Below are 23,374 nucleotides of genomic sequence, written 5' to 3'. Positions count from 1 at the left end.
ACTTCGTGAAGTTTTGTCAGACACTTATAAACTTAATCTATGATTTTAGTTAACTATCAGAAACGAAGGAAACAGTATGATTTTTGACGATTTGAAAAACATCACCTTTTACAAAGGGATTCATCCCAATTTAGATAAGGCTATCGACTATCTCTATCAGCACCGTAAGGATTCTTTCGAACTAGGTAAGTATGAGATTGATGGGGACAAGGTCTTTCTAGTTGTTCAAGAAAATGTCCTCAATCAAGCTGAAAATGATCAATTTGAGCACCATAAGAATTATGCAGATTTGCATTTGCTGGTAGAAGGACATGAATATTCGAGCTACGGTTCACGTATCAAAGACGAGGCGGTAGCATTCGATGAAGCGAGTGACATTGGTTTTGTCCATTGTCATGAAGGCTACCCACTCTTGTTGGGTTATCACAATTTTGCGATTTTCTTCCCAGGAGAACCTCACCAGCCAAATGGCTACGCAGGGATGGAAGAAAAAGTTCGCAAGTATCTCTTTAAAATTTTGATTGATTAAAAGAATCAGGAGGAGTAAACATGGCACAAAAAGGAGTAAGCCTTATCAAGGCAGCATTTGATACAGATAATTTTCTCATGCGTTTCAGTGAGAAGGTCTTGGATATCGTGACAGTCAATCTTCTTTTTGTCGTCTCTTGTTTGCCCATTGTGACGATTGGAGTGGCGAAAATCAGCCTCTATGAGACCATGTTTGAGATTAAGAGAAGCAGACGGGTACCAGTCTTTAGAACCTATCTGAGAGCCTTCAAGCAAAATCTGAAACTGGGGCTTCAGTTAGGTTTGCTGGAGTTAGGCATTGTTCTGCTGAGTCTTTTAGACCTTTATCTCTTCTGGGGCCAGGCAGCTTTGCCTTTCCAGATTGTGAAAGCTATTTGTTTGGGGATTCTCATCTTCCTCACTCTGGTGATGTTGGCTAGTTATCCCATCGCTGCGCGCTATGATTTGTCTTGGAAAGAAGTATTGCAAAAGGGGCTTATCTTGGCAAGTTTTAACTTTCCTTGGTTCTTCCTCATGTTAGCCATTCTCTTTCTCATAGTGATGATTCTTTATCTATCCGCCTTCACTCTCCTTTTGGGTGGATCGGCCTTTATCCTCTTTGGTTTTGGTTTGCTAGTCTTTCTCCAAGCAGGTTTGATGGAGAAAATCTTCGCCAAATACCAGTAGGATGGCTCGTCCCTGAAACTACTTTCAATCGTTACAGTTTCTAAAATACAAGTAGAAACTAAAATCTAAGTGTATACAAGATATTGAAAGCGATTTTCACAAGGTGTATACTAAACTTGTAAAAAATAGAACTGCTCTCAGCAGAAAAAAAGAAATCTTAGGAGAAAATCTATGTCAGATTTGAAAAAATACGAAGGTGTCATTCCAGCCTTCTACGCATGTTATGATGATCAAGGAGAAGTCAGTCCAGAGCGTACGCGCGCCTTGGTTCAATACTTCATTGATAAAGGTGTTCAAGGTCTCTATGTAAATGGTTCTTCTGGTGAATGTATCTACCAAAGTGTGGCAGACCGCAAATTGATTTTGGAAGAAGTCATGGCAGTTGCCAAAGGAAAATTGACCATTATCGCTCACGTAGCTTGCAACAATACAAAGGATAGTATGGAACTTGCTCGCCACGCGGAAAGCTTGGGTGTAGATGCCATTGCAACAATTCCACCGATTTACTTCCGCTTGCCTGAGTATTCAGTTGCCAAATACTGGAATGACATTAGTGCCGCAGCACCAAACACAGACTACGTGATTTATAACATTCCTCAATTGGCAGGTGTTGCTTTGACTCCAAGTCTCTATACTGAAATGTTGAAGAATCCTCGTGTTATCGGTGTTAAGAATTCTTCTATGCCAGTTCAAGATATCCAAACCTTTGTCAGCCTTGGTGGAGAAGACCACATCGTATTCAATGGTCCAGATGAACAGTTCCTAGGTGGACGACTCATGGGTGCCAAAGCTGGTATCGGTGGTACTTATGGTGCGATGCCAGAACTCTTCTTGAAACTCAATCAGTTGATTGCTGAGAAAGATTTGGAAACAGCGCGTGAATTGCAATACGCTATCAACGCAATTATTGGTAAATTGACTGTTGCTCATGGAAATATGTACGGTGTCATCAAAGAAGTCTTGAAGATCAATGAAGGCTTGAATATTGGATCAGTTCGTTCGCCATTGACACCAGTGACTGAAGAAGATCGCCCAGTTGTAGAAGCAGCTGCAGCCTTGATTCGTGAAACCAAGGAGCGCTTCCTCTAATCCATAAGGAGGTATTTATGATACATTACGTTGCAATTGATATTGGTGGAACCAACATCAAATATGGTTTGATTGACCAAGAAGGCCAACTTGTTGAATCGCATGAAATGCCAACTGAGGCGCATAAAGGTGGACCCCATATCTTACAAAAGACAAAAGATATCGTAGCCAGCTATTTAGAAAAAGGCCCAGTAGCAGGTGTTGCCATTTCTTCAGCGGGAATGGTCGATCCCGACAAAGGCGAGATTTTCTATGCCGGACCTCAAATCCCTAACTATGCAGGAACCCAGTTCAAGAAGGAAATTGAGACGAGCTTTGCGATTCCTTGTGAAATTGAAAATGATGTCAACTGTGCAGGTCTGGCTGAGGCAGTATCTGGTTCAGGAAAGGGAGCGAGTGTGACTCTTTGCTTGACCATTGGAACAGGTATCGGTGGTTGCTTGATTATGGATGGGAAGGTCTTCCATGGATTTAGCAACTCAGCTTGCGAAGTCGGTTATATGCATATGCAGGATGGAGCTTTCCAAGATCTCGCTTCTACGACAGCCTTGGTAGAATATGTAGCAGAAGCTCACGGAGATCCAGTTGACCAGTGGAATGGCCGACGCATTTTCAAGGAAGCTACCGAAGGAAACAAGATCTGTATGGCTGGTATCGACCGCATGGTAGATTACCTTGGGAAAGGTCTGGCAAATATTTGCTACGTTGCCAATCCAGAAGTGGTTATTCTCGGTGGCGGCATCATGGGACAAGAGGCTATCCTCAAACCGAAAATCCGCACAGCCTTGAAGGCGGCCTTGGTACCAAGTCTAGCTGAAAAAACACGATTAGAATTTGCCCATCACCAAAACACAGCAGGGATGTTGGGTGCCTATTATCATTTCAAAACAAAAGAATCCTAGTTTGGAATTATAGAATTAAGAAAAACACTTAATCACTACTTGAGTGAAAACTGTTTTGCTTAATTCTTTTTTTGATGATGGAAAAACTGTCAAGGTATATGAAAAGTAGCTGAAAGACCTATCAAGACCATTATGCGACCTTGCTTCATGGGTATGAGAAAGACAAAGAGGAATTATAAAAAATGAACGATAGGAGCAGAGTTCCTACCGTAGAAGAATATATGAGAGGAGATATCCTTTAAGATAATCTTAGAAGACGGCGCAAGCTCTTTACTTTGTTTCTAAAAACTAAACTAAGCCAAGAAGAAAAAGTGATATAATGAGATGGATGAGAATTGACAAATTAGAATTTGTAGAGGTGAGAAAAATGTAATGGTAGCACATCCAGCTTAAATCGAAATAGTATCAAATTACGAGGAGATTATCAGATGAACGATTATATAAAATGTAATCAAGATAGGTGGAATAATGTCAAAAATGCCTATACTGAGCCATTGACACATGAAGAATTAGAAGAAGTTAGAAAACATCCAATTGCTGTTGCCTTAACTGTTGGGAACAAAGTTCCGAAAGAATGGTTTGAAAAAACCAGGGGGAAAAAGATATTAGGGTTAGCTTGTGGTGGTGGACAGCAGGGTCCAGTTTTTGCTCTAAAAGGTTATGATGTCACCATCATGGATTTTTCTAAATCACAATTAGAAAGAGATGAGTTGGTTGCTAAAAGAGAAGGATTAAAAATCACTACCGTTCAAGGCAATATGACAAAACCATTTCCATTTGAAGATGAAACCTTTGATATTATTTTTAATCCAGTTTCAAATGTATATATAGAGGATTTAGAAAACATGTATAAAGAAGCTGCTCGAGTATTGAAAAGGGGCGGACTCTTAATGGTCGGATTTATGAATCCTTGGATATACATGTATGATGCTGACATTGTATGGGACAAACCCGATGAGGAATTACTTTTAAAGTTTTCACTACCTTTTAATTCAAGAGAGCTTGAAGAGGAAGGCGAAATCACCATCAATCCAGAATATGGATATGAATTTAGCCATACCTTAGAAACTCAGATTAGAGGACAACTAAAAAATGGTCTCGCTATGATCGATTTTTATGAATCGTGTGACAAAAGACATCGATTATCACGTTATGGAAATGATTATATAGCTACACTTTGCATTAAACTATAATCTTATAGAACACATTTCAGGAGAATAGCCCGTTTTATTTTCTATAAGGGTTAAAATCTAAATCTCAGTTTGTCGAAGCAAAACAATTAAATAAAATTAAAGAGAGGAAGTAAAAGCAAATAGCAGATACTTCCTTTTTGTCGTCAAAAATTCAAAAAATCAAAGGAAAATTTATGGAAGAATTGAAAAGTTCAGATAAAAAAGTATTAGCACAAAGAGAAAAATTGGAAAGACCACCTATGGAGCCTATTATCATTTCAAAACAAAACAATCCTAGTTTGGTTGAGCCAAACTAGGATTTTCTAACGCGTTTTTGTCTACGATAGCCGTTGAGTTTTTTATTTTCCCAATAGCTGTTAAAGATTTTTTCCTTGCTATCTCGATTGATTTCCAAAAAGTAGGCATAAATCAAATCTATTAAAATGAGCATAGGGAGCTGAGCGGAAATACGCTGGATGTAAGAAGATTGGCTATGATTTGCGACAAGGACTGTTTCGGTATAAGCCTGACTATTTTTGTTTGGAGCGCTGGTAAAGAGAATGGTCTTAGCCCCCATTTCCTTGGCATCCAACAAACTATCTAGGACGGATTGGGTGGTGCCAGACAGGGAAAAGCCAAGTACCAAACAGTTTTCATCCATGATACTGGTCGTCCATGCAAAGCCATCCTGATCGGTCAAAGCTTCACAGACAACACCTAGTCGCATAAAACGCAGTTTCATCTCACGGGCAATCAGACCAGAACTTCCCGTTCCAAAAAAGTAAACTCGTTCAGCGTCATCGATTAGCTGGGCAACTCGTTCCAGTTGTTCTTCGTCAATTAAATCCTGTGTTTGTTCCCGTAGGTTGCTGTAGCTTCGTAAAACACGTTTGGTCAAAGGACTGTGTTGGTGAGAGTGGGTGTCCTGTTTATTGGCCTGGTGTTGGTATTGAAAGACAAATTCTCGATAGCCAGTAAAGCCACATTTTTTTGCAAAACGGGTAAGAGCAGCTTGGGAAACATGCAGTTTTTGAGTAACCTGTTGCGATGATAGATCATCCACAATCGTATCTACCTGCAAGAAATAACGAGCGATTTCCTGTTCTAACTCTGTTAATTCTTCAAAATGAAGATCAATAATAGTTGCGATATCCTGCTTTTTCATGGAGCTCCTTTTCATGAGTCAAACTCTTAAAAGTTGACGATTGCCAGCTTATTAACATCATTATATCATAGAAGTTAGGATAACCAAATAAAAAGGCATTTTTGATTAAAAGTCAAAAAATGCTTCGACTTTTCCAAGAGTTTCTCCGTAAAATATGGTACAATGAAAAGTACCGAGCTTCACCCGTTTGCTCTATTATTTTAGCTGAAAATGAAGGTGAAAATCGGAAATTTTTCTAGAAAAGAGTCTTAGTTGTATGAGAAAATTCAATAGCCATTCGATTCCGATTCGGCTTAATTTACTGTTTGCGATAGTTATCCTGCTGTTTATGACCATTATCGGTCGATTGTTATACATGCAGGTGCTGAATAAAGATTTCTATGAAACAAAATTGGCTTCAGCCAGCCAGACCAGGGTGACAACCAGTTCAGCTCGTGGACAGATCTATGATGCAACAGGGAAGCCCTTGGTAGAAAACACTGTTAAGCAGGTTGTTTCTTTCACCCGAAACAACAAAATGACTGCAGCTGAATTAAAGGAGACAGCCAAGAAACTTCTCACATATGTGAATGTAACCTCCCCTAATTTGACAGACCGTCAGATTGCAGACTACTACTTGGCGGATCAGGACGTTTATAAAAAAACAGTCGAATCCTTACCAAGCGATAAACGCCTAGATTCAGATGGGAACCGCTTATCAGAAGCGACACTTTACAATAATGCGGTTGAAAGCATAGACGTGAGTCAACTTAATTATACAGATGACCAGAAAAAGGAAATCTATCTCTTTAGTCAGCTCAATGCTGTTGAAAATTTTGCAACGGGCACCATTTCAACAGATGCTTTAGATGATACTCAGGTTGCTCTTGTGGCTTCTGCATCCAAGGAATTACCGGGCATTAGTATTTCAACCTCATGGGACCGAAAAGTACTGGACACTTCTCTATCGTCTATCGTCGGTAGCGTTTCAAATGAAAAGTCAGGACTTCCAGCTGAGGAAGTTGACGCTTATCTCAAGAAAGGCTACTCACTCAATGACCGAGTTGGGACTTCCTATCTTGAAAAGCAATATGAAGATGTCCTCCAAGGCAAACGCTCCGTCAAGGAAATCCATCTCGACAAACATGGAAACATGGAAAGTGTGGAAAATGTCGAGGAAGGAAGCAAAGGAAACAATATCAAACTAACGATTGACTTAGCTTTCCAAAATGGAGTGGATGACCTGCTTAAGAGCTACTTTAACTCGGAGTTGAGTAATGGTGGCGCTAAATATTCTGAAGGGGTCTACGCTGTGGCCCTCAATCCCAAAACTGGTGCAGTTCTGGCGATGTCAGGTGTCAAGCATGATGTTGAATCAGGGAAATTGAGCTCAGACTCCCTAGGGACAGTTACCAACGTCTTTGTGCCAGGATCTGTCGTCAAGGCAGCGACCATTAGTTCTGGTTGGGAAAATGGAGTTTTGTCAGGCAATCAAACCTTGACAGACCAGCCGATTGTTTTCCAAGGTTCAGCTCCTATCAATTCATGGTACACCTTGTCATACGGTTCTTTCCCTATCACAGCGGTTGAAGCTTTGGAATATTCCTCTAATACCTACATGGTGCAAACAGCTTTGGGAATTATGGGACAGACCTATAAACCCAATATGATGGTAGCAACGAGTCAATTAGATACAGCTATGGGCAAATTGCGGTCAACCTTTGGGGAATATGGACTCGGAGCTTCAACGGGGATTGATCTTCCAGATGAATCAACAGGATTTATACCAAAAGAATTTGATTTGGCCAACTATCTAAATAATGCTTTTGGTCAGTTTGATAACTACACACCTATGCAGTTAGCCCAGTATGTCGCAACCATTGCAAACAACGGTGTGCGTTTAGCTCCTCACATCGTTGAAGGCGTTTATGGAAACAATGACCAAGGTGGGTTGGGAAGTCTGGTTCAAGAAACAGCCACCAAGGAAATGAACAAGGTTAATATTTCAGAAGCAGATATGGCTATCTTGCAGCAAGGTTTCTATCAAGTTTCTCATGGAACGAGCGCTCTGACAACTGGTCGTGCCTTCTCAAATGGTGCAGCCGTTTCCATCAGTGGAAAGACAGGTACTGCCGAAAGTTATGTTAATGGCGGTCAAAAAGCCAACAATACAAATGCAGTCGCTTATGCACCAACCGATAATCCCCAAATCGCTGTTGCAGTCGTCTTTCCTCATAACACTAATCTTACAAATGGTGTTGGACCTTCGATTGCACGCGACATTATCAATCTCTATAACCAACACCATCCAATGAATTAGAAAGGAACTTATGCTGTATCCAACACCTATTGCCAAGCTGATTGATAGCTATTCAAAGTTACCAGGTATCGGGATCAAAACGGCTACCCGCCTAGCCTTCTATACCATTGGAATGTCTGATGACGATGTCAATGAATTTGCCAAAAATCTCCTGTCTGCTAAGCGGGAATTGACCTATTGTTCCATCTGTGGCCGTTTAACGGATGATGATCCTTGCTCGATCTGTACGGACCCGACTCGAGACCAGACAACCATCTTGGTGTTAGAGGATAGTCGCGATGTGGCTGCTATGGAAAATATCCAAGAATACCACGGACTCTATCATGTCTTGCACGGGCTCATTTCTCCTATGAATGGCATCAGCCCAGACGATATCAACCTCAAGAGTCTCATGACCCGTCTCATGGATAGTGAGGTTTCAGAGGTGATCGTGGCAACCAATGCGACGGCTGACGGGGAAGCGACATCTATGTACCTATCTCGCCTGCTCAAACCAGCGGGTATCAAGGTTACCCGTCTGGCACGAGGTCTAGCCGTGGGAGCGGATATTGAGTATGCGGACGAAGTCACACTCTTACGAGCTATTGAAAATCGAACAGAGTTGTAAGAGTAGACAAATTTACGAACTTCAATTCGTATAGTTAAAAACCAAGGAGACCGAATTTGATGTTAACGGTCTCTTTTTATATTTCTTTACTACCAGTACCATGTTCAAGTTTCAAAAAAGAAGCAAATATGATATACTAAGGTGCGAGTATTCTATTAGAAAATAGGACAGTAATATGAAACAAACAATTATTCTTTTATACGGTGGACGTAGTGCGGAACGTGAAGTATCTGTACTATCAGCTGAGAGTGTCATGCGTGCGGTCAATTACGACCGTTTCACAGTCAAGACTTTCTTTATCAACCAGTCAGGTGACTTTATCAAGACGCAAGAATTTAGCCAGACTCCAGGTCAAGAGGATCGTCTCATGACCAATGCGACTATTGACTGGGACAAAAAAATAGCGCCAAGTGCCATCTACGAAGAAGGTGCAGTGGTCTTTCCAGTTCTTCATGGTCCAATGGGAGAAGATGGTTCAGTTCAAGGATTCTTGGAAGTCTTGAAAATGCCTTATGTTGGCTGCAATATCTTGTCATCTAGCCTTGCCATGGATAAAATCACGACCAAACGTGTCTTGGAGTCTGCTGGGATTGCTCAAGTTCCTTATGTGGCCATTGTTGAGGGAGATGACTTGGTGGCTAAGGTTGCGGAAGTAGAAGCAAGATTAAGCTATCCAGTCTTCACGAAACCGTCAAATATGGGTTCAAGTGTTGGTATTTCTAAGTCTGAAAACCATGAGGAACTCCGCAAAGCTTTGGAGCTTGCCTTCCAATATGACAGTCGTGTCTTGATAGAGCAAGGGGTGAATGCTCGTGAAATCGAGGTTGGACTCTTGGGTAACTACGATGTCAAAAGCACGTTGCCAGGTGAAGTGGTCAAGGATGTTGCTTTCTACGACTATGATGCCAAGTATATCGATAACAAGATTACCATGGACATCCCAGCCAAGATTAGTGATGATGTGGTAGCTGTCATGCGTCGAAATGCAGAAACTGCCTTCCGTGCGATTGGTGGTCTCGGTCTGTCTCGTTGTGATTTCTTCTATACAGATAAGGGCGAGATTTTCCTAAACGAGCTCAATACTATGCCAGGTTTCACCCAGTGGTCTATGTATCCACTGCTATGGGACAATATGGGAATCAGCTACCCAGATCTAATTGAGCGTTTGGTTGACCTTGCCAAGGAAAGCTTTGACAAGCGCGAAGCGCATTTGCTATAAAAACGAAAGAGAGGGTAGGAGTCAGAACCATCACTGCAAGGTGAGTAGAGTTCTCGGGCTTCAACCCTTTTTAAAGGAGTAGAAATGAAATTAACAATCCACGAAGTTGCACAAGCTGTTGGAGCTAAAAATGATGTTAGTCTTTTTGCGGATACCCAGTTGGAAAAGGCTGAGTTTGACAGTCGTCTGATTGGGACGGGAGATTTGTTTGTGCCACTCAAGGGAGCGCGTGATGGCCATGATTTTATTGAAACAGCGTTTGAAAATGGTGCAGTAGTAACCCTCTCTGAGAAAGAGATTGCAAATCATCCCTACATTCTAGTAGATGATGTGTTGACTGCTTTTCAAAGGCTAGCAGCCTACTATCTTGAGAAAACGGCTGTTGATGTCTTTGCTGTTACAGGTTCAAATGGTAAGACAACGACTAAGGATATGCTGGCGCATTTACTGTCAACAAGATACAAAACCTACAAAACACAAGGAAACTACAATAACGAAATTGGTCTTCCTTACACGGTTCTTCACATGCCTGAAGGAACAGAAAAGTTGGTCTTGGAGATGGGACAGGATCACTTGGGAGATATTCATCTCTTGTCTGAATTGGCTCATCCAAAGACAGCCATCGTGACCTTGGTTGGAGAAGCCCATTTGGCCTTTTTCAAAGACCGCTCAGAAATTGCTAAAGGAAAAATGCAAATTGCAGACGGGATGGCACCTGGTTCCTTGCTCTTGGCACCAGCTGATCCTATTGTAGAGGACTACTTGCCTACTGATAAAAAGGTAGTCCGTTTTGGGCAAGGAGCAGAGCTGGAAATTACAGACTTGGTTGAGCGCAAGGATAGTCTGACCTTTAAGGCTAATTTCTTGGAACAAGCCCTTGATTTGCCAGTGACTGGTAAGTACAATGCCACCAATGCCATGATTGCTGCTTATGTAGCTCTTCAAGAAGGAGTGTCAGAGGAGCAGATTCGTCAGGCTTTCCAAGATCTTGAATTGACGCGTAACCGTACTGAGTGGAAGAAAGCAGCCAATGGAGCAGATATCCTGTCAGATGTTTACAATGCCAATCCAACTGCTATGAAGCTAATTTTAGAGACTTTCTCTGCCATTCCAGCTAATGAAGGTGGTAAGAAAATTGCGGTTTTGGCAGATATGAAAGAACTTGGAGACCAGTCTGTCCAACTCCATAACCAGATGATTTTGAGCCTCTCGCCCGATGTGCTTGATACGGTTATTTTCTACGGGGAAGACATTGCTGAATTGGCCCAACTGGCCAGTCAAATGTTCCCAATCGGCCACGTTTATTACTTCAAAAAAACAGCCGACGAGGACCAATTTGAAGGTCTTGTCAAGCAGGTTAAGGCAAGCCTTGGTACGAACGACCAAATTCTGCTCAAAGGCTCTAACTCCATGAATCTAGCTAAGTTGGTAGAAAGTTTAGAAAATGAATGCAAGTGATTTTACCAAGTATCTGCAAAGAATGCTAGCCATTACGGATACTGGATTAACCTTCACAAAAGATCCTTTTGACTGTGAGCGATACGAGGACTTACGTGCGATCTTATCTGATATTTTGAGAGAAACTACAGAACTAAAGCAAGAGGAAGTAACAGAGCTCCTGAGACCAACTGGTGCTTATGCAACTCCTCTGATGGACGTCCGTGCTTGGATTGTTGAGGATGAAAAGATTTGTCTGGTTAGGGGACAAGGAGAGGATAGCTGGTCTTTGCCAGGTGGCTTTGGTGAGGTCGGCTATTCTCCAACCGAAAATATTCTTAAGGAAATTGAAGAAGAAACCGGTTTTACAGCAAAAGCTGAAAGGTTACTTGCAGTTTTTGACACCAATCGTTTCCAACTACAGAGCAAACAATATGCAAAGTTTGTCTTTGAATGCCAACTCATTGAGGGACGATTTCAAGAGAATCAAGAAATTGCTGAGCTTCAATTTTTTGCCATTAACCAATTGCCAGCCTTATCTGAAAAACGCATCACCAAGGAACAAATGGAGATTCTTTGGCAGGTTTATAAAGGACAAAGAGACCAATATATTGATTAGGTTATGCTAGAGAAATCTGCAAATCAAAAAAGGGTGTTTGTAAGATGCATTTCTGCGATACAAATGATATAATAGGTTGCGAATTTAAGACGCAAGTGTTCTATGCATGTCATAGAATCAAGTTTTTTCAAAAAATAAAAACTAGGGCAGTGAACTTTCTACTGCTCCGGCTAGATGAACGAGGAATAGAATATGAATTTGTGGGAACAATTATTTACCACACAGATATCAGAACCGCCCCAGTTTGAACTCCACTGGTATATTGGTTTGTTATGTTTATTGGCTCTTACTTTCTATGCTTCTTATCGCTTTCGCGACAAGGTGGCTTACCAGCGCTTTATTCAGATCCTTCAGTCTCTTCAATTGATTGTTCTGTATAGCTGGTATTGGGGGAATCAAATGCCCTTATCAGAAAGTTTGCCCTTCTATCATTGCCGGATCGCCATGTTTGTTATGCTCTTGATTCCAGGGACTTCAAAGTACAAGCAATACTTTGCCCTTCTAGGAACCTTTGGAGCAACTGCAGCTCTGGCTTACCCTCTCTTTGACCCTTATCCGTTTCCGCACGTGACCATCCTGTCCTTTATCATCGGGCACGTGGCACTTTTGGGGAATGCGCTCCTATACTTGTTTAAGAATTATGAAGCTTCCCTGCTCAATTTGAAAAATGTGACAGTGATTACATTTTCTCTAAATGCCTTGATAGGAGTTGTCAACTTGGTTGTAGGTGGAGATTATGGATTTTTAAATAAACCACCACTAGTGGGAAATCACGGACTATTGGCGAACTACCTCATCGTGTCCAGTGTGTTGGTAGCAGCTATCAGCTTGACTGCAAAAGTAGTAGAGGTCTTTTTGCAACAAAGAGCAGAAAAAATGATTCAAGAGAAAGCCTAAGAAGGCCTTCTCTTTTTTTGATTAAATATGCAAAATATAGCTGTAAGGATATAAAAATAATGATTGCTCCTGAGAAAATTATTTAAAAGACTTTTACAAAAAACCTAGAGGAAATTTATGAAAAACTAAGCACGATTGGATTTTTTGTGTTATAATATTTTGTGAATAGCTGTGTCTCGTCACAGTTATTGAAAATAGAAGTGAGAAACTTGGAAGACAGAGAGGATGCAATGTAATGACTAGAGATGGTTTTTTTACAGGCTTAGATATCGGAACTAGCTCCATCAAAGTGCTGGTTGCCGAACATAGAGATGGTGAAGTAAATGTAATTGGCGTTAGCAATGCCAAGAGTAAAGGTGTCAAAGACGGGATTATCGTTGATATTGAGGCTGCTGCTTCAGCAATTAAATCCGCAATTTCCCAAGCAGAAGAGAAGGCAGGAATTTCAATCAAGTCTGTCAATGTTGGTTTACCAGCAAACCTCTTGCAGGTTGAACCAACTCAAGGAATGATTCCTGTAACATCAGATACAAAAGAAATTACAGATCAGGATGTTGAAAATGTTGTCAAATCAGCTTTGACAAAGAGCATGACTCCTGACCGTGAAGTGATTACGTTCATTCCTGAAGAGTTTATCGTGGATGGTTTCCAAGGTATTCGTGACCCTCGTGGCATGATGGGAGTGCGTTTGGAAATGCGTGGCTTACTTTACACAGGACCTCGTACCATTCTTCATAACCTTCGTAAAACCGTGGAGCGTGTGGGAATCCATGTTGACAACGTCATCATCTCACCATTAGCGATTGTAAATTCAGTTCTCAACGAGGGAGAACGTGAGTTTGGCGCGACAGTGATTGATATGGGTGGTGGGCAGACTACAGTTGCAACTATTCGCAATCAAGAATTGCAATTTACAAATATCTACCAAGAAGGTGGAGAATATGTCACTAAAGACATTTCCAAAGTCTTAAAAACTTCCCAAAAAATCGCAGAAAGTTTGAAACTAAACTATGGTGAAGCTTATGTTCCACTAGCAAGTAACGAGACTTTCCAAGTAGAAGTCATTGGTGAAGTAGAGCCTGTTGAAGTGACAGAAAGCTACTTGGCAGAAATTATTTCAGCACGTATCAAACATATTTTTGATCAAATTAAACAGGAGTTAGACAGAAGACACTTGTTGGATCTACCAGGTGGTATCGTTCTGATCGGCGGAAATGCGATTTTACCAGGAGTTGTCGAATTGGCGCAAGAAGTGTTCGGTGTTCGAGTGAAACTCTATGTGCCAAATCAAGTGGGAATTCGCAACCCTGCTTTTGCACATGTAATCAGCTTGTCTGAGTTTGCTGGTAAATTGACAGAAGTGAATCTCCTGGCTCAAAAGGCAGTCAGAGGAGATGAATTCCTTCGCCAGAAACCAATTAATTTTGGTGTTTCAAATCAAAGTGTGACACCGATTATACAAACAACTCCAGTGCAACCAGCTACTGCAGCAACTGAAATCACATCTGACAGTGGCCTTGCTCCAAGAGACGAATTCCAAGCAAGTTCTCAAGATAAACCGAAATTAACAGACCGTTTCCGTAGCTTGATCGGAAGCATGTTTGATGAATAAAAGAGGAAAAGAAATTATGACATTTTCATTTGATACAGCAGCTGCTCAAGGTGCAGTTATTAAAGTAATTGGTGTCGGTGGAGGCGGTGGTAATGCTATTAACCGCATGATCGACGAAGGTGTTTCAGGCGTAGAATTCATTGCAGCGAACACAGACGTACAAGCCTTAAGCAGTACAAAAGCTGAAACAGTTATCCAACTCGGACCAAAGTTGACTCGTGGTTTGGGTGCTGGTGGTCGTCCAGAAGTTGGACGTAAAGCTGCTGAAGAAAGCGAAGAAGCATTGACAGCAGCAATTAGCGGAGCAGACATGGTTTTCATCACTGCTGGTATGGGTGGAGGATCTGGAACAGGTGCTGCCCCAGTTATTGCCCGCATTGCAAAAGATCTTGGAGCTCTTACAGTTGGTGTTGTGACACGACCTTTCGGATTTGAAGGAAGCAAACGTGGTCAGTACGCTGTAGAAGGAATCAACGAACTTCGCGAGCATGTTGATACTCTATTGATTATCTCAAACAACAACTTGCTAGAGATTGTTGACAAGAAAACACCACTTCTTGAAGCTCTTAGCGAGGCAGATAACGTCCTTCGCCAAGGTGTTCAAGGGATTACAGACTTGATTACCAACCCAGGTTTGATCAACCTTGACTTTGCCGATGTGAAAACTGTCATGGCAAACAAAGGGAATGCCCTCATGGGTATCGGTATTGGCAGTGGAGAAGAGCGTGTCGTTGAAGCGGCTCGTAAAGCGATTTACTCACCACTTCTTGAAACAACCATTGACGGTGCTGAAGATGTCATTGTCAACGTTACTGGTGGTCTTGATTTGACCTTGATTGAAGCGGAAGAAGCTTCAGAAATCGTCAACCAAGCAGCTGGTCAAGGAGTGAATATCTGGCTTGGAACATCAATCGACGAAAGCATGAAAGATGAAATCCGTGTAACAGTTGTAGCGACTGGTGTTCGTCAAGAACGTGTAGAAAAAGTTGTTGGTTCTCCAGTAAAACAAGCGGCTCGTCGTGAAGCCTCAAGACAACCGCACCCTCAAAATTTTGATCGTCATTTTGACCTAGAAGATACAGCGGAATTACCAAAACAAAGCCAACGACGTTTTGAAACAAGTCAATCTTCTGCTTTTGGTGATTGGGACTTGCGTCGTGAATCAATCGTTCGTCAAACTGATTCAGTCGTATCACCTGTAGAACGTTTCGAAGCACCGACTTATCAGGACGAAGATGAGTTGGACACACCTCCATTCTTCAAGAATCGTTAATCAATGGATTTGAAAAAAAATACGGAGTTCGTTTTTCAGCAGGTCGCTGAAGCTAGCCGAGAAGCCAATCGTGATCCAGCTTCTGTTTCAATTATTGCAGTGACGAAATATGTGGACGTAAAAACAGCGGAAGCCTTGCTTCCCCTGGGTGTTCATCATATTGGTGAAAATCGTGTTGATAAATTTTTAGAAAAATATCAGACGTTAAAAGAATTCCCTGTCACTTGGCATTTGATTGGAACGCTACAAAGACGGAAGGTTAAAGAAGTAATCCCTTTTGTGGATTACTTTCATGCTTTAGATTCCCTTAAATTGGCACAGGAGATTCAAAAGAGGACAGATCATGTTATCAAGTGTTTCCTACAGGTCAATATTTCAGGAGAAGAAAGCAAGCACGGTTTTTCAAAAGAAGAATTACTAGAACTTTTGCCGGACTTGGCTCAGCTAGATCAGATTGAGTATGTTGGTTTGATGACCATGGCTCCTTTTGAGGCAGATTCTGATGAATTGAAACAAATTTTCAAGAAAACTCAGGAACTGCAAGCGGAAATTAGGGAAAAACAAATTCCTAATATGCCGATGACAGAGTTGAGCATGGGCATGAGTCGTGACTATAAGGAAGCGATTCAATTTGGTTCGACCTTTGTTCGAATTGGCACAGCATTTTTTAAATAGGAGAGATCTATGTCTTTAAAAGATAGATTTGATAAATTTATAGATTATTTTACAGAAGATGGGGAAGAAACAACTGCGACTTATCAACCTCAGGATGAGCAGATGATTGCTTCATCGAGCTCAGCTTCTAAAGAACTGCCAGCGCAGTTTCAATCAACCACTTCAAAAGATGCCAACATCACTCGCTTACATGCTCGTCAACAAGAATTGGCTATGCAAAGTCATCGTACAGATGAAAAAGTAACGATTGATGTTCGTTATCCTAGAAAATATGAGGATGCAACAGAGATTGTGGATTTATTGGCTGGAAATGAAAGTATCTTGATTGACTTCCAGTACATGACAGAGGTTCAGGCTCGTCGTTGTCTAGACTATCTGGACGGTGCCCGTCATGTTTTGGCAGGTAATCTGAAAAAAGTTGCGAGTACAATGTATTTGTTGACACCAGTCAATGTGGTTGTGAATATTGAAGATATCAAGTTGCCTGATGATTCTCAAAGTGCAGAATTTGGTTTTGATATTAAACGAAGTAGAGCGAAATAATGATTTTTCTAATTCGTCTGATCCAAAATGCAGTGAATATCTATTCCCTGCTTTTGTTAATCTATGCACTCCTCTCTTGGTTTCCAAATTCTTACGGTAGTTCACTAGAACGTTTACTGGAAAAACTGATTAGACCGATTGTTGATCCACTTCGCCGTTTACCTTTACAATTTGGAGGTTTGGATTTATCCATTTGGCTGGCAATCTTAATCGTCCGTTTTTTGGGTGACAGCTTGATTCGTTTCTTGTTGATACTATGATGACAAATAGAGCGATTTACCAGCACTTTTCCCTTGCTGATGCTCCCTTTATTGATAAGGGATTAGAGTGGATCAAGCGGGTGGAAGATACTTATACTCCTGTCCTCACTGCTTTTGTCAACCCGCATCAGGAACATATATTGAGGGTTTTGGCTGGGACCTATGGACTGGGCTGTGTGAGTAGCGGAGAATATATCCATACGGAATTTGTCCGTGTCCTTCTGTATCCGGACTATTTCAGTCCGACACTGTCAGATTTTGAAATGGCATTGCTAGAGATCCGTTATCCAAGTAGATTTGAACAGCTAACACATGCAAAGATTTTGGGGACAATCATCAATCAGCTAGGAATTGATCGTAAGCTCTTTGGTGATATCTTGGTAGATGAAAAGAGAGCACAGATTTTTGTCAATCGTGATTTTATCCCTCTGTTTCAGGACGGGATACAAAAGATTGCCAGACTACCTGTGTCGCTGGAGGAATGTCCTTTCACCGATAAAATCATATCTGAGATCAATTATCAAGAACAAGAGATTTTGATTTCCAGTTTTCGTTTGGATGCCCTCTTATCAAGTGCCTTGAAATTATCCAGAAAGCAGGCTAGTCAACTCATAGAGAAAAAATCTGTTCAGGTAAACTACCACCCCATTGAAAAATTAGATTATCTAGTAGCTGTAGGGGATTTGATTAGTGTGAGAAAGTTTGGTCGTCTGAAGATTGTCAAAGAAAATGGGCAAACTAAAAGGGATAAGATAAAACTGACTATCCAATTATTATTAAGTAAGTGAGGAAAAGTATGCCAATTACATCATTAGAAATTAAAGATAAAACCTTTTCTACGAAATTCAGAGGGTTTGATCCAGAAGAAGTAGATGAATTTCTTGATATTGTTGTTCGTGATTACGAGGACTTAGTTCGCAATAATCACGAAATGGAAAGACACATTAGAAGTTTAGAAGAGCGCTTATCTTATTTTGATGAGATGAAAGATTCTTTGAGCCAGTCTGTTTTGATTGCTCAAGATACGGCTGAACGTGTAAAGCAAGCTGCTCAAGAGCGCTCAAACAATATTATTCAACAGGCTGAGCAAGATGCCCAGCGCCTCCTTGAAGAGGCAAAATACAAGGCTAATGAAATCCTACGTCAGGCAACAGATAATGCTAAGAAAGTAGCTGTTGAGACAGAGGAATTGAAAAACAAAAGCCGTGTATTTCATCAACGTCTCAAATCTACGATTGAGAGCCAGTTGGCAATTGTCGAATCTTCAGATTGGGAAGACATTCTTCGTCCGACTGCGACTTATCTCCAAACAAGTGATGAAGCCTTTAAAGAAGTTGTAGGAGAGGTCTTGGGAGAAGCTGTTCCTTCGCAACCAGAAGAAGAGCCGATTGATGTGACTCGCCAATTTTCACCTGAAGAAATGGCAGAGTTACAAGCCCGCATTGAAGCAGGTAACAAAGAATTAGCTGAGTTTGAAGCTCAGCAGGCTAACAGTCAAGCGGAAAGTCATGTGTTAGACATCAATACGCTTGTAGAAGAGATACAGTCTCATTCAGTTGAGCCACAACATGAGGATTCAGAAATCGTGACAGAGTATTTCTCAGTATCGCCATCAGCAACTGGAACTGCTTCTTCAACTACTAGCCATGGAGCACAACAAGAATCCGTTACAATATTATAAGAAATAAATGTGAGAACAAGATCTAACCAACTATATTTCCAGCGAGTAGGAGACGGTGTGAGTCCTGCAATCCCTAGTGGTGAGATTATCCTCTCAAGCAATCCAGTCTGAAATTAGTAAGGCTGGACGTTTCCCACGTTACGGGACAAGAGGGGAAAAGACAAAGTCTTTTTCCGAACAAAGGTGGTACCACGATTTTCGTCCTTTTTAGCGATTCGTGGTTTTTAATTTGTCTATATAATAAAGGAGATATAATGAAACTCAAAGATACCCTAAATCTTGGAAAAACTGAATTTCCAATGCGTGCTGGACTTCCTACTAAAGAACCACTATGGCAAAAAGAGTGGGACGAAGCGAAACTTTACCAACGTCGTCAAGAATTGAATCAAGGAAAACCGCATTTCACCTTGCATGATGGACCTCCCTATGCCAACGGAAATATCCACGTTGGGCACGCCATGAACAAGATTTCTAAAGATATTATTGTTCGTTCAAAATCAATGTCAGGTTTTTATGCGCCTTATATTCCAGGTTGGGATACACATGGTCTACCAATCGAGCAAGTTTTGGCAAAACAAGGTGTTAAACGTAAAGAAATGGATTTGGTTGAGTACTTGAAACTTTGCCGCGAGTATGCTCTTTCTCAAGTTGATAAACAACGAGAAGACTTTAAGCGTTTGGGGGTTTCTGGTGACTGGGAAAATCCTTATGTGACTTTGACTCCAGACTATGAAGCGGCTCAAATCCGTGTCTTTGGTGAAATGGCAAACAAAGGTTATATCTACCGTGGTGCCAAGCCAGTTTATTGGTCATGGTCATCTGAATCAGCCCTTGCTGAAGCGGAAATTGAATATCATGACTTGCTTTCAACTTCCCTTTACTATGCCAACAAGGTAAAAGATGGTAAAGGTGTTCTAGATACAGATACGTATATCGTTGTTTGGACAACAACTCCATTTACCATCACAGCTTCTCGTGGTTTGACAGTTGGAGCAGATATTGATTATGTATTGGTACAACCAGCTGGTGAAGCTCGTAAGTTTGTGGTTGCTTCAGAATTGTTGATCAGCCTTTCTGAGAAATTTGGCTGGGCTGATGTTCAAGTTTTGGCGACCTACCGTGGTCAAGAATTGAACCACATTGTGACAGTTCACCCATGGGATACAGCTGTAGATGAGTTGGTGATTCTTGGTGACCACGTTACGACTGACTCTGGTACAGGTATCGTCCATACAGCCCCTGGTTTTGGTGAGGATGACTACAATGTCGGTGTTGCTAACGGCCTTGAAGTTGCTGTAACAGTTAACGAACGCGGTATTATGATGGCCAATGCTGGCTCTGACTTTGAAGGTCAATTCTATGACAAGGTTGTACCAACTGTTATCGAAAAACTGGGCGATTTGCTCCTTGCTCAAGAAGAAATTTCACACTCATACCCATTTGACTGGCGTACGAAAAAACCAATCATCTGGCGTGCAGTACCACAATGGTTTGCCTCTGTATCAAAATTCCGCCAAGAAATCTTGGACGAAATTGAAAAAGTGAAATTCCATTCAGAATGGGGTAAAGTGCGCCTTTACAACATGATCCGTGATCGTGGGGACTGGGTCATCTCTCGTCAACGTGCTTGGGGAGTTCCACTTCCTATCTTCTATGCAGAAGACGGTACACCAATCATGACAGCTGAAACGATCGAGCACGTGGCTCAACTCTTTGAGGAACACGGTTCTATCATCTGGTGGGAACGTGATGCCAAAGACCTCTTACCAGAAGGATTTAGCCATCCAGGTTCACCAAATGGCGAGTTCAAAAAAGAAACAGACATCATGGACGTTTGGTTTGACTCAGGTTCATCATGGAATGGAGTGGTGGTCAACCGTCCAGAACTCAAATACCCAGCAGATCTTTACCTGGAAGGTTCTGACCAATACCGTGGTTGGTTCAACTCATCACTCATCACATCTGTTGCCAACCATGGCGTAGCGCCATACAAACAAATCTTGTCACAAGGTTTTGCCCTTGATGGTAAAGGTGAAAAGATGTCTAAATCTCTTGGGAATACCATTGCTCCAAGCGATGTTGAAAAACAATTTGGTGCGGAAATCTTGCGCCTCTGGGTAACAAGTGTTGACTCAAGCAACGACGTGCGTATTTCTATGGATATCTTGAGCCAAGTCTCTGAAACCTACCGTAAGATCCGTAACACCCTTCGTTTCTTGATTGCCAATACATCTGACTTTAACCCAGTTGAGGATACTGTAGCGTACCCAGAACTTCGTTCTGTTGATAAGTACATGACTATCCGCTTTAACCAACTTGTTAAGACTATTCGTGATGCTTATGCTGACTTTGAATTCTTGACCATCTACAAGGCCTTGGTAAACTTTATCAATGTTGACTTGTCAGCCTTCTACCTTGATTTTGCTAAAGACGTTGTCTATATCGAAGGTGCAAAATCACTCGAACGCTGTCAAATGCAAACAGTCTTCTATGACATTCTTGTCAAAATCACCAAACTCTTGACACCAATCCTTCCTCACACTGCGGAAGAAATCTGGTCATATCTTGAGTTTGAAGCAGAAGACTTCGTGCAATTGTCAGAACTACCAGAAGCTCAAACTTTTGCCAACCAAGAAGAGATCTTGGATACCTGGGCAGCCTTCATGGACTTCCGCGGACAGGCTCAAAAAGCCTTGGAAGAAGCTCGTAATGCCAAAGTTATCGGTAAATCACTTGAAGCACACTTGGCAGTTTATCCAAATGAAGTGGTGAAAACTCTTCTTGGAGCGGTGGATAGCAATGTAGCTCAACTCTTGATCGTGTCAGAATTGACCATCGCTGAAGGACCAGCTCCAGAAGGCGCAGTTAGCTTTGAGGATGTTGCCTTCACAGTTGAACGCGCTGCAGGTGAAGTTTGTGACCGTTGCCGTCGTATCGATCCAACTACTGCTGAACGCAGTTACCATGCAGTTATCTGTGACCACTGTGCAAGCATCGTAGAAGAAAACTTTGCGGATGCAGTCGCAGAAGGATTTGAAGCGAAATAATCAGAATAGACTGAGAAAGGTCGCTAAAATCATAAAAACGCGTAATATCAAGAGTTCAAGTGCTTTGATATTATGCGTTTTATCATGGGAAAATTTACTAGTCCATTTCCTCAAATGAAGTTCTTCCTGGCCTGTCTGTGTAGATAATTAACATAATCAACTATTCAGTTTTCTCATAATTTTATATTTCCACTAATTATAAAGAGACTATCGAACTTAAAATTATTTTTTGAAAATCAATATTTATTATAAAATTTTATAAGACTGTTTAATTTTTAGATAAATTATGATTGAATAATACCTATAAAAATTTTAAGGAGATTATTATGAAAACAAATACACTTGCTCGTGTTAACGCTATTTTTGGTCTTATTTCAGGAATTGTATTGCTTTTAGCTCCAGTCATCATGTTTATCATGGCTATTGGAGCTGCTGCAGCAACTGAAGACGCAGATGTAACAGTTGGGACATTGACAGGGCTCTCAATTATTTTGTCATTGGTTAAAATTGCTGTTTTAGTATTGGGAATTGTGGCCATTGTGTATTATAAAGATGATGAACGTGTTACGAATGCACCTTCTGTCTTGCTCATTGTAGGTGGTGCGGTCGGCTTGATTCCATTTTTAGGATGGGTAGGTGGAATTCTAACCATTATTGGTGGTTCACTTTACTTTGGAACATTGAAAAAATTTGTAATTGAAGAGTAGTAGTTTTCCAATTATTTTTTGGGGACTATTTCATCCTCTATCGAGAACAATTATGATAGTGTGATAAAGAGAAGACTGATAAGCTCTTCTCTTTTTCGTTGATTTTCACTAGCTTTTTTGTGAAAAATTGTGTAAAATGGAATAGATAAACGAGGGCAACCTCGAAAAATAAAAGGAGAATCCATCTAATGGTAAAATTGGTTTTTGCTCGCCACGGTGAGTCTGAATGGAACAAAGCTAACCTTTTCACTGGTTGGGCTGATGTTGATTTGTCTGAAAAAGGAACACAACAAGCGATTGACGCTGGTAAATTGATCAAAGAAGCTGGTATCGAATTTGACCAAGCATACACTTCAGTATTGAAACGTGCGATCAAAACAACAAACTTGGCTCTTGAAGCTGCTGACCAATTGTGGGTTCCAGTTGAAAAATCATGGCGCTTGAACGAACGTCACTACGGTGGTTTGACTGGTAAAAACAAGGCTGAAGCTGCTGAACAATTTGGTGATGAGCAAGTTCACATCTGGCGTCGTTCATATGATGTATTGCCTCCAAACATGGACCGTGACGATGAGCACTCAGCTCACACTGACCGTCGTTACGCTTCACTTGACGACTCAGTCATTCCAGATGCTGAAAACTTGAAAGTGACTTTGGAACGTGCCCTTCCATTCTGGGAAGACAAAATCGCTCCAGCACTTAAAGATGGTAAAAACGTATTCGTAGGAGCTCACGGTAACTCAATCCGTGCCCTTGTGAAACACATCAAACGACTTTCTGACGATGAAATCATGGATGTGGAAATTCCAAACTTCCCACCATTGGTATTCGAATTTGACGAAAAATTGAACGTCGTTTCTGAATACTACCTTGGAAAATAATTTATAAACAGAAAGCCTAGGATTCCTAGGTTTTTTTGTATTTGCTTCTAGTTTCCAACCAGTTGAAAAAGCGATATAATGATAGTAAAGAGTGA

Annotated in this window: 23 protein-coding genes; 22 read left to right on the top strand and 1 reads right to left on the bottom strand. The window is 41.2% G+C overall.

The window, feature by feature from the left end:
- Nucleotides 1-76 precede the first annotated feature (76 nt).
- From FQT28_RS07035 to FQT28_RS10160, 6 genes are all read left to right on the top strand, one after another.
- Nucleotides 77-529: a NanQ anomerase/TabA/YiaL family protein gene (locus FQT28_RS07035; protein WP_000575447.1), complete on the top strand. Its 453-nt coding sequence runs from the start codon at nt 77-79 to the stop codon at nt 527-529.
- Between the two features lie 20 nt (nt 530-549).
- Nucleotides 550-1,194: a DUF624 domain-containing protein gene (locus FQT28_RS07030; RefSeq protein WP_143989798.1), complete on the top strand. Its 645-nt coding sequence runs from the start codon at nt 550-552 to the stop codon at nt 1,192-1,194.
- Nucleotides 1,195-1,365: 171 nt separating this feature from the next.
- Nucleotides 1,366-2,283: a dihydrodipicolinate synthase family protein gene (locus tag FQT28_RS07025; protein WP_143989797.1), complete on the top strand. Its 918-nt coding sequence runs from the start codon at nt 1,366-1,368 to the stop codon at nt 2,281-2,283.
- Nucleotides 2,284-2,300: 17 nt separating this feature from the next.
- Nucleotides 2,301-3,185: an ROK family protein gene (locus FQT28_RS07020; RefSeq protein WP_143989796.1), complete on the top strand. Its 885-nt coding sequence runs from the start codon at nt 2,301-2,303 to the stop codon at nt 3,183-3,185.
- Between the two features lie 428 nt (nt 3,186-3,613).
- Entirely contained in the window at nt 3,614-4,378 is a 765-nt protein-coding gene (locus FQT28_RS07015; RefSeq protein ID WP_143989795.1) for a class I SAM-dependent methyltransferase, read from the top strand.
- A 173-nt stretch (nt 4,379-4,551) separates the two neighbouring features.
- A complete protein-coding gene (locus tag FQT28_RS10160; RefSeq protein WP_260468643.1) occupies nt 4,552-4,674 on the top strand; it encodes a hypothetical protein in 123 nt (40 codons plus the stop codon).
- Here FQT28_RS10160 and FQT28_RS07010 read toward each other — a convergent pair.
- The gene (locus FQT28_RS07010) at nt 4,671-5,522 is read right to left on the bottom strand and encodes a MurR/RpiR family transcriptional regulator (RefSeq protein ID WP_084948962.1); all 852 of its coding nucleotides are present in this window, start codon (nt 5,520-5,522) and stop codon (nt 4,671-4,673) included. The genes FQT28_RS10160 and FQT28_RS07010 overlap by 4 nt on opposite strands.
- A 256-nt stretch (nt 5,523-5,778) precedes the next feature.
- On the opposite strand from FQT28_RS07010, the gene pbp2b reads away from it, so the two are divergent.
- The 16 genes from pbp2b (at nt 5,779) to FQT28_RS06930 (ending at nt 23,279) form a co-directional block, all read left to right on the top strand.
- Nucleotides 5,779-7,821, top strand: a complete 2,043-nt coding sequence (gene pbp2b / locus FQT28_RS07005) for a penicillin-binding protein PBP2B (protein WP_143989794.1) — start codon at nt 5,779-5,781, stop codon at nt 7,819-7,821.
- Between the two features lie 10 nt (nt 7,822-7,831).
- Nucleotides 7,832-8,428 carry a recombination mediator RecR gene (gene recR / locus FQT28_RS07000; protein WP_000966754.1) on the top strand — a complete coding sequence of 199 codons (597 nt, stop codon included), beginning with the start codon at nt 7,832-7,834 and terminating at the stop codon, nt 8,426-8,428.
- A gap of 175 nt (nt 8,429-8,603) precedes the next feature.
- Entirely contained in the window at nt 8,604-9,647 is a 1,044-nt protein-coding gene (locus FQT28_RS06995; protein ID WP_143989793.1) for a D-alanine--D-alanine ligase, read from the top strand.
- 84 nt (nt 9,648-9,731) lie between these two features.
- Nucleotides 9,732-11,105, top strand: a complete 1,374-nt coding sequence (locus FQT28_RS06990; RefSeq protein ID WP_143989792.1) for a UDP-N-acetylmuramoyl-tripeptide--D-alanyl-D-alanine ligase — start codon at nt 9,732-9,734, stop codon at nt 11,103-11,105.
- The gene (locus FQT28_RS06985) at nt 11,092-11,703 is read left to right on the top strand and encodes an NUDIX hydrolase (RefSeq protein WP_084948955.1); all 612 of its coding nucleotides are present in this window, start codon (nt 11,092-11,094) and stop codon (nt 11,701-11,703) included. Before FQT28_RS06990 ends, FQT28_RS06985 begins: the two co-directional genes overlap by 14 nt.
- A 192-nt stretch (nt 11,704-11,895) precedes the next feature.
- Nucleotides 11,896-12,600: a YwaF family protein gene (locus FQT28_RS06980; RefSeq protein WP_084976065.1), complete on the top strand. Its 705-nt coding sequence runs from the start codon at nt 11,896-11,898 to the stop codon at nt 12,598-12,600.
- Nucleotides 12,601-12,835: 235 nt separating this feature from the next.
- A complete protein-coding gene (gene ftsA, locus FQT28_RS06975; RefSeq protein WP_084976066.1) occupies nt 12,836-14,212 on the top strand; it encodes a cell division protein FtsA in 1,377 nt (458 codons plus the stop codon).
- A gap of 16 nt (nt 14,213-14,228) precedes the next feature.
- On the top strand, nt 14,229-15,485 hold the full coding sequence (ftsZ, locus tag FQT28_RS06970) for a cell division protein FtsZ (RefSeq protein WP_004243484.1): 1,257 nt from the start codon (nt 14,229-14,231) through the stop codon (nt 15,483-15,485).
- A 3-nt stretch (nt 15,486-15,488) separates the two neighbouring features.
- Nucleotides 15,489-16,160, top strand: a complete 672-nt coding sequence (locus FQT28_RS06965) for a YggS family pyridoxal phosphate-dependent enzyme (protein WP_000364414.1) — start codon at nt 15,489-15,491, stop codon at nt 16,158-16,160.
- Nucleotides 16,161-16,169: 9 nt separating this feature from the next.
- Entirely contained in the window at nt 16,170-16,703 is a 534-nt protein-coding gene (locus FQT28_RS06960) for a cell division protein SepF (protein ID WP_000053360.1), read from the top strand.
- A complete protein-coding gene (locus tag FQT28_RS06955) occupies nt 16,703-16,963 on the top strand; it encodes a YggT family protein (protein WP_000576497.1) in 261 nt (86 codons plus the stop codon). The genes FQT28_RS06960 and FQT28_RS06955 overlap by 1 nt, the downstream gene beginning before the upstream one ends.
- Entirely contained in the window at nt 16,960-17,751 is a 792-nt protein-coding gene (locus FQT28_RS06950) for a YlmH family RNA-binding protein (RefSeq protein WP_143989791.1), read from the top strand. The genes FQT28_RS06955 and FQT28_RS06950 overlap by 4 nt, the downstream gene beginning before the upstream one ends.
- A gap of 8 nt (nt 17,752-17,759) precedes the next feature.
- A complete protein-coding gene (locus FQT28_RS06945) occupies nt 17,760-18,644 on the top strand; it encodes a DivIVA domain-containing protein (protein WP_143989790.1) in 885 nt (294 codons plus the stop codon).
- Between the two features lie 254 nt (nt 18,645-18,898).
- Nucleotides 18,899-21,691 carry an isoleucine--tRNA ligase gene (ileS, locus tag FQT28_RS06940; protein ID WP_143989789.1) on the top strand — a complete coding sequence of 931 codons (2,793 nt, stop codon included), beginning with the start codon at nt 18,899-18,901 and terminating at the stop codon, nt 21,689-21,691.
- Between the two features lie 326 nt (nt 21,692-22,017).
- The gene (locus FQT28_RS06935; RefSeq protein WP_009730427.1) at nt 22,018-22,398 is read left to right on the top strand and encodes a hypothetical protein; all 381 of its coding nucleotides are present in this window, start codon (nt 22,018-22,020) and stop codon (nt 22,396-22,398) included.
- 188 nt (nt 22,399-22,586) lie between these two features.
- Nucleotides 22,587-23,279: a phosphoglycerate mutase gene (locus FQT28_RS06930; RefSeq protein ID WP_000240126.1), complete on the top strand. Its 693-nt coding sequence runs from the start codon at nt 22,587-22,589 to the stop codon at nt 23,277-23,279.
- The last annotated feature ends 95 nt before the right edge of the window (nt 23,280-23,374 follow it).

Origin of the sequence: Streptococcus oralis, from assembly GCF_901543815.1 — a bacterium.
GTDB classification, from domain to species: Bacteria; Bacillota; Bacilli; order Lactobacillales; family Streptococcaceae; genus Streptococcus; species Streptococcus oralis_CM.
The sequence above is the reverse complement of the archived record's forward strand: the minus strand, read 5'-3'. Positions and strand labels throughout refer to the sequence as shown.